Source organism: Methylotuvimicrobium alcaliphilum 20Z (assembly GCF_000968535.2).
GTDB classification, from domain to species: Bacteria; Pseudomonadota; Gammaproteobacteria; order Methylococcales; family Methylomonadaceae; genus Methylotuvimicrobium; species Methylotuvimicrobium alcaliphilum.
The window spans coordinates 2,414,661-2,427,163 of sequence record NC_016112.1 but is presented as its reverse complement, the minus strand read 5'-3'; the positions used below and the strand labels follow the sequence as shown (position 1 = coordinate 2,427,163).

Annotated in this window: 11 protein-coding genes and 1 tRNA gene; 7 read left to right on the top strand and 5 right to left on the bottom strand. The window is 48.1% G+C overall.

The window, feature by feature from the left end; translation table 11 throughout:
• Positions 1-2 precede the first annotated feature (2 nt).
• A complete protein-coding gene (locus MEALZ_RS10510) occupies positions 3-1,217 on the bottom strand; it encodes an efflux RND transporter periplasmic adaptor subunit (protein WP_014148621.1) in 1,215 nt (404 codons plus the stop codon).
• Between the two features lie 104 nt (positions 1,218-1,321).
• Between MEALZ_RS10510 and MEALZ_RS10505 the strand changes: the two genes are divergently transcribed.
• Both MEALZ_RS10505 and MEALZ_RS10500 read left to right on the top strand, forming a co-directional pair.
• A complete protein-coding gene (locus tag MEALZ_RS10505) occupies positions 1,322-1,936 on the top strand; it encodes a TetR/AcrR family transcriptional regulator (protein ID WP_014148620.1) in 615 nt (204 codons plus the stop codon).
• A gap of 733 nt (positions 1,937-2,669) precedes the next feature.
• Positions 2,670-3,125, top strand: coding sequence for a nucleoside deaminase (locus MEALZ_RS10500; protein WP_223842294.1), 456 nt, complete (start codon positions 2,670-2,672; stop codon positions 3,123-3,125).
• 128 nt (positions 3,126-3,253) lie between these two features.
• Here the strand turns inward: MEALZ_RS10500 and MEALZ_RS10495 are convergent, their stop codons facing one another.
• The 3 genes from MEALZ_RS10495 to ygfZ all read right to left on the bottom strand — a co-directional run bounded on the left by MEALZ_RS10495 (position 3,254) and on the right by ygfZ (position 6,441).
• Entirely contained in the window at positions 3,254-4,225 is a 972-nt protein-coding gene (locus tag MEALZ_RS10495; protein WP_014148618.1) for a COX15/CtaA family protein, read from the bottom strand.
• A 95-nt stretch (positions 4,226-4,320) separates the two neighbouring features.
• Complete coding sequence (locus tag MEALZ_RS10490) at positions 4,321-5,163, bottom strand: HDOD domain-containing protein (protein ID WP_014148617.1); 843 nt, start codon at positions 5,161-5,163, stop codon at positions 4,321-4,323.
• 288 nt (positions 5,164-5,451) lie between these two features.
• Positions 5,452-6,441 carry a CAF17-like 4Fe-4S cluster assembly/insertion protein YgfZ gene (gene ygfZ / locus MEALZ_RS10485; protein WP_014148616.1) on the bottom strand — a complete coding sequence of 330 codons (990 nt, stop codon included), beginning with the start codon at positions 6,439-6,441 and terminating at the stop codon, positions 5,452-5,454.
• Between the two features lie 248 nt (positions 6,442-6,689).
• Between ygfZ and MEALZ_RS10480 the strand changes: the two genes are divergently transcribed.
• The 5 genes from MEALZ_RS10480 to MEALZ_RS10460 all read left to right on the top strand — a co-directional run bounded on the left by MEALZ_RS10480 (position 6,690) and on the right by MEALZ_RS10460 (position 10,361).
• On the top strand, positions 6,690-7,115 hold the full coding sequence (locus MEALZ_RS10480; protein ID WP_014148615.1) for a protein YgfX: 426 nt from the start codon (positions 6,690-6,692) through the stop codon (positions 7,113-7,115).
• A gap of 167 nt (positions 7,116-7,282) precedes the next feature.
• Complete coding sequence (gene ychF / locus MEALZ_RS10475; protein WP_014148614.1) at positions 7,283-8,374, top strand: redox-regulated ATPase YchF; 1,092 nt, start codon at positions 7,283-7,285, stop codon at positions 8,372-8,374.
• A 53-nt stretch (positions 8,375-8,427) separates the two neighbouring features.
• A tRNA-Met gene (locus MEALZ_RS10470) sits at positions 8,428-8,504 on the top strand.
• Positions 8,505-8,645: 141 nt separating this feature from the next.
• A complete protein-coding gene (locus tag MEALZ_RS10465; protein WP_014148613.1) occupies positions 8,646-9,734 on the top strand; it encodes a tyrosine-type recombinase/integrase in 1,089 nt (362 codons plus the stop codon).
• A 93-nt stretch (positions 9,735-9,827) separates the two neighbouring features.
• The gene (locus MEALZ_RS10460; protein WP_014148612.1) at positions 9,828-10,361 is read left to right on the top strand and encodes a hypothetical protein; all 534 of its coding nucleotides are present in this window, start codon (positions 9,828-9,830) and stop codon (positions 10,359-10,361) included.
• On the opposite strand, the gene MEALZ_RS10455 is transcribed toward MEALZ_RS10460, so the two are convergent.
• A complete protein-coding gene (locus tag MEALZ_RS10455) occupies positions 10,334-12,400 on the bottom strand; it encodes a DUF4158 domain-containing protein (RefSeq protein ID WP_206742856.1) in 2,067 nt (688 codons plus the stop codon). The genes MEALZ_RS10460 and MEALZ_RS10455 overlap by 28 nt on opposite strands.
• Positions 12,401-12,503: the final 103 nt, after the last annotated feature.

Here is a 12,503-nt window from a genome sequence, read left to right as displayed (position 1 = left end):
GTTTATTCTCCGCCAAACGTGACGAGTTCTGGCGCGACTTTGGCGCCGGGCCTGACTTTTTGCTGTCCTTCGATCACGACTTTGTCTTCGGCCGTCAAGCCCTCGGAGATGACTCGCAAACCGTCTATGCGCGCGCCCGGAATCACCTTACGGTATTCGGCTTGATCGTCTTGATTCAATACCCAGACGAAGCGTTGCGCCTGATCGGTACCGATAGCGCGATCCGGTAGCAATAGCGCCGGATAGGGGGCGCCGCCTTGTATGCGCACGCGGGCGAAAAAGCCCGGACTCAACAGATTATGGGTATTTTCGAAAACGCCGCGCAGAGTCACGGTGCCGGTATCGGTATCGGCGCTCGGCGCGATATAGTCGAGCGTGCCGCGATGCGGAAAATCGCTTTCGTCGGTCAAGTTCAGTTGCATCGGCATGCCTTGAAGATTCTCGCGGCCGCTGAGTTGACGTTTGTATTTCAATACCGAACGCTCGTCGGCGTCGATGTAGACATAGACAGGATCGATCGAGACGATGTGGGTCAGCAGCGTCGCGGCGCCGCCGCCGTTGACGAGGTTTCCGGTCGTGATCAATTCGCGCCCGACGCGTCCGTCGATCTGCGCATGAATACGCGTGTATTCGAGATCGAGTTTGGCTCGGTATACGTTCGCTTCAGCGGCTTGCACAGAGGCGGAGGCTTCGCGAAGGCCCTTGCTGCGCCCGTCGTATTCCTCGATGGATATCGCTTTGGCTTTTAATAAGTTTTCGGCGCGCTCGAGGTCGTTCTGCGCGAGTTCTCGTTTGGATTTGGCTCTTTCCAATTCGGCTTGAGCCAGATTCAATTGAGCCTGATAGGGTTTCGGATCGATCGTGAACAATAAATCGCCTTTTTTGACTTTTTCGCCGGCGAAGAAATTGACCTTCTCCAAATGGCCGCCGACCCGCGCCCGGACCTCAACTGCTTCGATCGCTTCGATGCGGCCCGTGAATTCGTCCCATTCGGTGACATCACGGGACAGCGGGTGCGCGATTTTGACCTTGGCCGCCGGTGGAGCTTGGATTTCGGCTGTGTCACCGCATCCGGTCAGCGCGATCGCAATAACCGTAATAACCCAAAACGCTAGCAGACTTGGCGACAAAGACGGAATGTTTCCACCGCTCGTAAGCGAAACTTCGTTGACGGAGGGGCGATATATCGCAAGGGCTGGTTCGGTTTTTGGATTCATCGGTAAGGCGACCTCGATCGCTGCGGATTAAAAGGTAATACAAATTACCGTTTAATTTAGGTATGATCGTCGTTCTTGTCAATGTATTTTATGAGTAAGACAGCATGGTTAAATGTGGACGGCCGCCGAAAGGGCAGGAGTGTGAAAGCCGCGAGCGCCTGTTGGACAGTGCGTTGCAACTGTTTCTGGAGCACGGTTACGGTGATCTGAATATGGAAACGATCGCGAAGGATGCTCACGTATCGATGCGGACGATTTACAGCCGGTTCGGTAATAAGGCGGGGTTATTCGGCGCCGTAATCAAACGTTGCAGCGACCAGTTCGTCGACAGATTGCCCGAAAATCTCGAGCCGGGAGAGGCGCTGGGAGTTTTCGCGAAACACTATGTTCATCTCATAACGCGCCCTGATGCGGTGCGGATCAGGACGATTTTAATCGGCGAGTCGCTGCGTTTTCCGGAATTGGCTGCAAAGTTTTATGAGCAAGGCCCGCAACGCGCCCGGGATACGCTGGTCGATTATTTCGTCAAAAAACAGCAAGAAGGGCATTTTTCGGATGTGTCTCCGAGGGTTTTAGCCGATTATTTTTTGAGTTGTCTGCGAAACGAACATTTTCAGAAGTTGCAGCTTGGATTGGCATCAACGCCGGAAGAAGCCGAAATAGATCTTTGGGTTAGGCAGACCGTCGATTTGTTTTTACACGGTTGTTTGAAAAAATGAGTTTTTACTCGTTTTCAGGAGACTGCGTCACTGCCATTAAGCTAAACCTTCTTCTACCTTTGGAAAAGGGGGATTCGCTCTTTCCTACGCTGGAGCTCTCATCGTTATACAAAAATTGTAGGGTATGCTGCGCGTACCAAAGCCGTGCCCTGGCGGTTCGGTTGGCACATCAACATCGCGGGGTTACCATGGTACGCACAGCGTACCCTACATGAATCACCTAACGCTAGAGGGTTAAAAAAAACCGAATTTTAATGTGTGGGAACACTATACTTAATCCTGAAAAGAGCATTTGGCATGTGTTGTAGACCGTTCGTGCTGAGCCAAGTCGAAGCATGAAGGGTCTACAACACTTTCACCGACCTGGTGAAGCCTCAAACTAGCCTTCACCCTTCGACAGGGCTCTCCTGAGCGTAGCCGAAGGGCTCAAGGCGAACGGTAGTTTGAGGCTCTCAACTGCTCTTTTTACTATGAAAGTTCGTAAATTTGGATTCATTATCTAATTTTTCGATATACAAATCTCTGTTCTGGCAATGCCGGTTCCGGAGAGGGTGCGGTTGCTCGATCGACAGGCGTTGGCGGCAGGATAGCCGCCATCGAGCCTACATGGACGTATTCACGGCGTCCTGTCGGGCGAGTGACCGCGCCCTCCCCACGTCTCGTACTTTCATTTGCCGGGGTGATTGCCGGGCTTTCATGAACGTTAGGTTAAAACACCATTCACTTGGAGTTTATGATGAATTATTCGAATATGTTAACCGTGGCTTTTGAAGAAGCCCGGACGGGATTTGACGAAGGCGGCGTTCCGGTTGGTGCGGCGTTATTCGATTGCGAAGGCCGTGTGCTTGGTCGGGGGCGTAATCGGCGGGTTCAAGACGGAGACCCATCGGTACATGGCGAAACCGACGCATTTCGTAAAGCAGGGCGGCAAACGAACTACCGCGATAAAATTCTTGTGACGACCTTGGCACCTTGTTGGTATTGCTCCGGATTGATTCGGCAGTTTAATATCGGCACCGTTGTTGTCGGCGAATCGGTCAATTTTTCAGGTCATTTGGATTGGCTCAGGGAAGCGGGAGTCAATGTCATCGAGTTGAACGATGCCGATTGCATTGAGCTGATGAGGCGTTTTATCGAGCAATCGCCGCATATCTGGTTTGAAGATATCGGCGAATGTGATAATGCTTAATCCTAAAAAGAGCAGTTGACCAAGCCGGTGAAAGTTTTGTAGACCGTTCATGCTTCGACTTGGCCCCGCACGAACGGTCTAAGACACATGCCAACTGCTCTTTTTAGGTTAATCTTAGGCTCGGCGGCTTAACTGTTCTGCTTGGAATAGATCAAGCAGATGTAAATAAAAAACTGCGTACCGAAAATAAAATTGGCCATCAATAAATGAATCGGTTGCGCGGCAGCGGGAAAACCGAGTCTGTCGAGGCTGACACCGGCGAGAATTGCAATGACGACCATGACTGTCAAGGCGATGCCGAGTGTATGTAATAGTCTGTTTTGAGCGGACGAGCGATATAGCTTCCAGGCTAGCCATAGGTTTGTAAACAAGATAATCGACGAAAACGAGCGGTGTACATAAAAAATGATGGGGAGGTCATCGCGCCAATATTGACGGTCGATATAGGCATGTTCGTTCGCAATTAGATCGACGGCTTCTCGAACTTGCGTGCCCATTGCTACTTGAATCAAGGTCATGGCCAATGCGGCGGTCAACACGCCCTTGAAAACATGGGGCAGCGACTGTGTATCAAGGCTTTGAAAAAACTCCCGCTGCGATCTTGCTATCACGTAAATTAGCAAAGCCACGATGAACAATGCCAATAGCATATGTAAGGTTATCATCAGCGGCTTTAGATTGCTGGCGACAACCACGGAACCTAGCCAGGCTTGAAAGCCGACGATAAAAACCACCGCCAAGCAAAGATAAAATACCGTCTTATCGGACTTGAGATAAATACGGGACGACCAGGCGGTCAGTAAAATCAGAATGCCGATGCTGGCGCCGGTTAAGCGGTTAAGGTATTCGGTCCAAGTTTTGACCGGATTGAAATCGGTGTTTTGATAACCGCGTTCGGCATAGATGGTTTTGTAGTCCGGCGGAAGCTGAGAAATGTCGGTTGGGGGAATCAATTTGCCGAAGCAAGTCGGCCAGTCAGGGCAACCCATTCCTGCCCCGGATGCGCGAACGATGCCGCCGACCAGGATCAAGAAATAAACAGCGAAAATGGTAATGGTTCCGATGCGTCTGAACCTGAGTGCGGCTTCAATGTCAATCATGGGTGTGATCTGTATGTTTTTGAGAGGATATCGGTGAATGCGGATTTTGCATTACGCCAGGGAGGGCCTGTAGTAGAGCGATTCGGGAGCGAACATCAGGAGAACATAGACTGTGCGATTTCTATTTCTTCGGATAGTCCTTCTATTTCCAAAATTTCCGCATCGGAAGACAGGCCCAGCTTGGCAAATGCCGGCACGGTGGACCAGTCTACCCGTGTTGCAGGGTGATCGGTCCCGGCTATGCTTTGTAAAAAAGCGACTTGCACGAGATCAACATAATCGGCTTTTTCACCCGAATCATAGTTAAAATTAACATATTGATACGGAACGGATTTTAACTCGTCGGGAAAGGTCCAGGTATCCATGATTATTTTTCCGACGGCCGGATGGGCTTTTTCCAACAATTTTTCAAGACGAGAAGGGCTGTCTCTGAATTCCGGAATGTCTTCAACCAACATCAAAATAGGCAATTTTCCGATTTGATGTATGAGTCCGGCCAGCATGGCTTCATCGGGATTTAAATGTCGGGTGCATGTCGCCAATGCTCGACTAATGGCCGAGACATTGATGCTTTGCTCCCAGGACTGTCTAAAGTAATGCTCGAGCACTTTTGATGTCGGGTTAAACATTTGTTGCATTACCAGACTGGTTATCAACGAGCTAATGGTTTTAAGCCCTAGGCGCGTGACCGCCATTTGAATGCTCTTGATCTCGTTGGCCCCGCGATATAAAGGGCTGTTAGAGACTTGAATCAAGCGCGTAGACAGGGCTGCGTCGGTGACTATCATGTCTGCTAATTGCTGCGCTGTTGCTTCGCCTTTAGTTACCGCATCGCGGACTTTTAACGCAATGTCAGGGAGAGTTGGCAATATCAGGCGATTGGCATCCAGTTCTTTTTGAACATGGTCAAGAAAAGCCTGGACTGATTTAAATTGCATTCGAGTTCAAGTCCCCATCAAAGATTTACAGTTTAAATTCAAATAGCTGTCCAAGTAGGAAAGCCGCCGTCAAGCCTAAGTTTTCGAAAAAAACATTTTTAGCTAAATTGCTGTGTTCCCGCTTTTAAATTCAAAATATTTTTGAAATTGTTGATGATCATAAGTTATAAAGCGCCAGTTATTTACTTAAAATCCATAAAACAGTCATTTTATCCGACATTAAAATCGGTAAATTTCGACATCCAACGTCAAGTATGGACGCAATCACACAGCACCAATTCCATAGAATTATAGCGTTATTAGCCTGATTTTGTCCTTAGCCGTTGTATCAAGCATTAAGTTTTCGCTATCGAGTTCGCAATTCGGAAGAACCGCAAGCAGTTTAATGGTATTTCGTTCCTTTTGAGCGCGCAGGACTTTTCCTATTGTTTGACCGCTGCCGTCGAGAATAGCCGTTTTCGGAGGTGGCACTTCCGCGGCAGCGGATTCGGCTAAGAACAGCATTCTTTTCGTTTTTCCAAGATAATGTGTGCGCGCTACGATTTCTTGCCCGGTATAACAACCCTTGTTAAAACTGATGCCGCCTAGTTGATCGAGATTCAGCATTTGCGGAATAAATTCTTCGCTAGTTTCCTTATCGACCCACGGTATTTTGTCTTCGATATCGAATATCCGCCATTGCTCAGGGATGCTTGCATGATAGTCATGTTCTTGGGTAACCATGGACCATAGTGCGATAGCTTTTTCCGCCGATTCAACGGCTATATAACGTGATTTCGATGAAGGCAGTTTTATCAAGCGGAAGGGCTCGGCAAGCATGTGAAGTTCATGCTCCGGAACGGGCGAAAAAGAGTTTGACGGGCTTTTGTTAATCCCAACTAGGCAATACTCGTCTCGGCTATCGATCAGTTGCACATCGGCACGTAAAATATATTTTCGTAGTTTTTCGATGATGCTATCGAGTAATTCGGAGGGCAAGATTAGAAGGAAGCCGTCGTTCGACTTGAATACAAGAAAATTGGCGATAACGCGCCCTTTAACATTGCAAAAGGCTCCGAAACTGCACTTTTGTTCGGAGAGTTCGTCGATATTGCAAGTTACTTGGCCTTGTAGAAATCGGCCTGCATCGTTGCCGGTGACTTTTAACACGGCTAGATCGATAACCGGACAAACCTGCCCGGTTTGTTTGTCTAAATCGTCGATTTTTTCTATGTCGGCAGTTTTGGTATTAATCCGTGTCTGCTGTTCAATAAGAAAAGATTTCCAAGCTTGATTCATGAATTATCGCTAGAGTTGATTGAAAGTTTCCGATTATATACTTCGCGCGGTCACATTTGCGATTTTCTAACGCGCTCTTTTGTCCGATAGCGGCGTTACGAAAACAGTTACATAGCTTACTATGCGCCTGTTTTCGTGCCTTGCTACCGAACAAAATAGCATTGCCATAAAAGCCGCAAACATGACCGCACGAAGTATACTTCTGTCTGTTTATGGCTTGAAAAATATCAAACCATCGTTGTGATTCTATGAAACATTTAGAGTTGGTAACACTGCGAATCGGAGTGTCGAAGCGAGAGAAAAAAATTCTATTGCTAATGCATTTGATGGCTTTGCTTGCGATTGCGCTTAGTGCTATCGAGCCTTATGTTCAATGGCTGTTGATTGCGGTTGTTATCTTTAGCGGCATTGTCTGTCGACGCCGCTATTTTATTGGCGATACCGAACGCTTGCTTAGATATTCCGAAGATTACGGTTGGCAGCTTTTCACAGGGGATAGCTTCGCTCAAATTCGGATTCTCGGATCAACGGTCTTAACGCCGCTTGCGATTTTTTTTCATTATGAATTGCAAGGTAAAAACCATTACCAGGTCATTTTTAACGATGCCATGGACGAAATCGATTTTCGAAGGCTAACCGTATATCTAAAAATAACCGTTTCAACAGAAGAGTAGGAAATCGGTTTTTATGCGGCATTTTTTTTGGTTCGCTCCTGCTTTAAGGCTTACCACTTAAATATCCTGTGAATGTTGTTTCATCAATTCGTCCGAAAATTGTATAATTTGCGGTTTTTTATCATCAAAGCAACTATCCCAATTGCTTAAACACTTCAGAGACCTCTATGGCGCTATATTGCGGAATCGTCGGTTTGCCTAATGTCGGTAAATCGACTTTATTCAATGCTTTAACCAAGGCGGAAATCGCCGCCGAAAACTATCCTTTTTGTACTATCGATCCTAATGTCGGTGTTGTTGCCGTGCCCGACCCGCGGTTGGATAAACTCGCTGAAATCGTCAATCCTCAACGTGTACTGCCAACCACGATTGAGTTCGTCGATATCGCCGGATTGGTTGCCGGTGCTTCGAAAGGCGAGGGGCTGGGCAATCAATTTCTTGCCAATATTCGCGAAACCGATGCTATCGCACATGTCGTTCGTTGTTTCGAAGACGATAATGTTATTCACGTCGCCGGAAAAATCGATCCGATAGCCGATATCGAAGTCATCAATACCGAATTGGCGCTGGCCGATATGTCGACTGTCGAAAGGGCCTTGCAACGGGCGGCCAAGGCGTCGAAATCCGGCAACAAAGACGAACTGGCCAGAAAAGCCGTATTGGAAAAAGTTAACGAACATTTGAACACCGGCGAACCGGTTAGGGCGATGGATCTATCCGATGATGATATGGCCCTGATTAAAGACTTGTGCTTGTTAACCGTTAAACCCACGATGTATATCGCCAATGTTCAAGACGACGGTTTTGAAAACAATCCGATATTGGACAAAGTAAAAGCATTTGCCGACAAAGAAGGCGCCATGGTCGTGCCGGTATGCGCGGCAATCGAAGCGGAAATCGTGCAGCTTGATGAAGACGAAAAACAAGAATTTCTTGATGATTTAGGATTAGACGAGCCGGGTTTAAATCGAGTCGTACGCGCCGGTTACCAATTGCTCGATCTATCGACTTATTTCACGGCCGGCGTCAAAGAAGTCAGAGCTTGGACGATACCCGTCGGCGCCACGGCTCCGCAAGCCGCAGGAGTCATTCATACCGATTTCGAAAAAGGTTTCATCCGCGCCGAAGTCATTTCTTATGAAGACTTCGTCACTTACAAAGGTGAGCAGGGTGCAAAGGATGCCGGTAAATGGCGTCTCGAAGGCAAAGATTATGTCGTTAAAGACGGCGATGTCATGCATTTTCGTTTCAACGTTTGACAAACCAAGAGCGGGTCTCTATAATGCCCGCTCTTTTGCAAGACCTCTTCAATGGCGATGTAGCTCAGCTGGTTAGAGCACGGGATTCATAACCCCGGGGTCGGTGGTTCAAGTCCACCCATCGCCACCAATAAAACACTGAAAATAAAGGATTTTTTCAGTTTGCTATCGGTAAAAAACACGCAACACTTTCGGCACTACACCAAAAACTACACCATGCCGAAACCCATAATTGCGGAATCCGAATCCATTTCGGACTGGAGTTTTTACGATGGCAACTATTCGAAAAATCGAAAATCAATCCGGCATTGTCTATAGAGCAATTATCAGAGACAGGCTAGGCAAACAAATCAAATCCAAAACCTTTAAGCGCAAAGGCGATGCCCGAGCATGGGCCGATCGCATCGAGGCCGACCGAGATGCAATCGCCGCATTCGGCAACAAAGGCGCTCGTATGTCCTTTGCTGAATTGGTCGATGAGTATGTTCTTCAATGGCACGGCAAAGACTGGCAACACCAACATCATGTTGCTAAGTACTGGGTAGAGCGCATCGGGGAATATCGCATTCAAGAAATCGACGCGGATCGAATCCGTTTAGAACTCAAAAACCTGCAATCCGGAAAGTGCATCATCGGCAACGGTCGAGGCAAAAACGCCGGAAAAACCAAAACCATCAACAAAACCCGATCGAATACGACCGTTAACCGGTATCGAGGCATATTGTCCGCGATTTTTACCTATGCCTTCCAACAAGGTTACGTTACATCCAATCCGGTCAAAAAGACCGCAAGCTTGCCGATGCCGCGAGGACGTGTGCGTTATTTGTCTGAGGGCGAACGCACACGATTACTAAAGGCTTGTCTCGTTTCGGAATGGGATCGTCTCTATGTGCTGGTGCTTATGGCCATGACTACCGGCATGCGAAAAAATGAATTGATGCGGTTGACCTGGAAGGATATCGACTTCGATAACGGTCTGGCGTTCCTGCACAATACCAAGAACGGGGAGCCGCGCGTTTGTCCGGTCCCGATCCACACCCTAACCGAACTAAAGAAATTTCGCGGAGTCGGCAGCGCACTACTATTCCCTTCGGCACTGAAACCCGACCGACCATTCGAGTTCAAAAAGCACTGGAAAAAAGCCCTAGAGCAAGCGAAGGTCGAAAACTTTGTATTTCACTCCCTACGGCATGACTTCTGCTCTTCACTGGCGATGCACGGCGCGACGCTGGCCGAAATAGCGGAGCTGGCCGGGCATAAGGACTTGCAAACGACCAAACGTTATACGCATCTATCGGTAGCGCATAAACAGAAAATAGCCGAGAACATCATGGCAAAGGTCGTACAGAGCGGCGTATAATCGATTTAACCGGGCTAGGTTAGCTCCCGAACGCTGGATTCGTCCCCAGTTGCCCGGTTATCCCTTCGGACGACAGCATCAAGACGAGGTGCAATGTCCCACTATCCCCACTTGGCGCTGGACGTGTTGCGCCGACTCAATGAATCCGATTCGGATTACCGGCATTTGCTGGATGCCGTCCAAAAAAACGACACCGGAAAAGGCAGCACAGGACTTAAACTTAAAAAAGCCTTATTGCGTGTCGATCAGGTTTTCCGATCAACCATAACGACACCCGGACAAATGATCCACACCGACGCAGCGGAATCCGACGAGGACATCGAGCGGCGATTCTGGCGATTGTTTTTTGAAAGTCTGGTGTATGCCACAACTACACACAGACGTACCAAGCACGCAAAAGAGACCGATGAGGCTTTCAAGGATTACTGCGCGCACCTACAAATCGCGATCGAGCAGGCGGAAGCCTTGGTGGAATCCCTGCACACGCTCGAAGCGTTACAGGAACGGCACGGATTCGCGCATAAAACGCCCTGGCGCGATCCTATCAGCCCATTGATTGAAACCCTCGAACTGTACAGCAAAGCCTCAGGAAATCCTGTTTATGAGCAATTGACCGCATTCACATAGAATTGTAAGACGTGCCGCAACATATCAACGGTAACACCTTTGACACTGGCGCTCATGGCGACCACACCGAGATTGGTTGCCTGTGAGATAAGCCCGGCTATCAAGGTCTTATAAAAATTTGCCGGTCTGGACTGGTGTTGCTGTAGGGGGATAAAGTGGCGGCTAAACCCCGTTTGCCTATCCACTTCCATCAGTAACTGCTCAATTCGAATAGGTGGCAGACTGGCATCAATGACTTTTTGCAACTTGATGACGGCATCGGGGATTTCGGCTTTGTCGTCTTTTTTCAGCCTCAATTTGCCATCCTTGATTTCTGCGAACGTATCAAGGCCAAAGCATTTTTCAGCTTTTCCAACGGCCTGATGGAATTGCAATGTCAGGACAGATTTAACGGCATCCTGATAAGGTTGCTGAAGTGCTTCGTACGAAGCCTCTCGGTTGGCTTGCCAGTGGCGCTCATCCAGCATGAGATCCCAGAACGACACATGATGCTTACTTCGCGGCAGATATAAATCGCCGGAGCGAAGCGCCTCTTTCATGGCTATCGCAAGCCCCAGTTCCCAGGCATTACGCTTTATATTGCCGTCCTTATCCTTGTATGAGCGACGAAGCTCTTGCGGAATAAATCCTGTCGGGGCATTATCGGGAATCTTCTTGAGAGTACCGGCATCCAACTGACGAACAAGGTTAATCACATTCATTAGCGGCTCGGTGCCGGATTTTACGGCGAACGGCAACTGAATAAATTCAGCAAAATATTTGCGTAAGCTGGGGTAACGCCCCAACAAAATATCGCCATACCCACGCTCTTCTAGCCGCTTGAAGCTATGCAGATCGTTAATGGAATCCAGCAACTGTTTCTCGCTAACCTGTTGCCATAGATCAGTTTTATGCAAGGGTTTGTCGTCCGGCCAATCGATAATTAACTGGGTGGTATCGAGCACCGTATCAATGGCTTTTTTCTGACGCTTACGAAACTCACGGTGTTTCATTTCATGAATGTGCTTCGCTTTTCGTAGCATGTCCATGATGAACTGGTCGTGCATCTTGACCAGGGAATCCAGTAAACCCTTACGGGTTTCCAGAAGAAAACAGGCCATCATGGCATAGCGTTTGGGTTCCTTAAAACGCTTGATGTCTCTTGCGTTGTAGCGGCGGGCGAGCTTGTAAAGATAATCGATAAAAGCGGGATCGACGCACTGCGCTTCAAGTTTGCTAATGCCTGTTCCTTCAAGTTTCCGGTATCGTTCCAGGTAACTTTGGATGGACGAGATCGTGGCTGACGGCGGATATTCTTTCAATAGGTAGAATAATGAACGTTGGTCACCGGATTGTACGATCAATAGGTTATCAATAGCTGTTCTCAGTTCTGGCGTAAACCTGGCACACAAGACTTCAAATAAATGTTCGTGCGTTTCGGCGCAGACGCTGATAACCAGCCGCTCTAACACACTGGCTCCAGGCAATACGACACGCTCGGCCAATAGATAGCGTTCGGCCCGCAAGAATAGCTCGTCGGGCAGATGTGCTTGTAAAGCTTGTTGTTCCAGCCATTTTTGCAATCGAGCCTGGGCTTCATCGTCGTATTTGGAAAAACCCAGATAATTCAGAATATTTTTTCGGTACTCAGAAAATGTCGCTTCACGATCCGGTGTTGGTACTGTAAGCGAAGGCGGCAAACCCAATTGGTTGTTGAGGTAGTTGACAATACGGGGTGACAGGCCGTTGACCTCGGCCAGAAAGCGGCCATACAAGCGTAACGCGCTTAACTGGATGGCAATGAATATCCGGGAATTTTTTCGGTATTTGCTGATTTCCTTTTTGTCAGCATCGGAAAGTGTCCAGTCCCTGGCCATTTCTTCATCTGAGAAATCCTGTGACAGCTTGATGGACTGGTAGCGTTGCCGTTGGTTTAGAAAACCTTCACTGGTAGTCATCGTTAACGGCACTCGCTGATTTGTACAAATTTCTTCAAGAAACTGGCGATAATTAGAATTCCTAGAAAGGCGGGTTCTGTTTTTTGAAATAACATCTATCACAAGTGCTAGATTACGATTTCGGATTCTCTAACTGTGCATTTGAATCTTGCTCTAGCTGCACATAAAAATAAAGCACTATTTTGTGCATTTGTAATTGAATTAC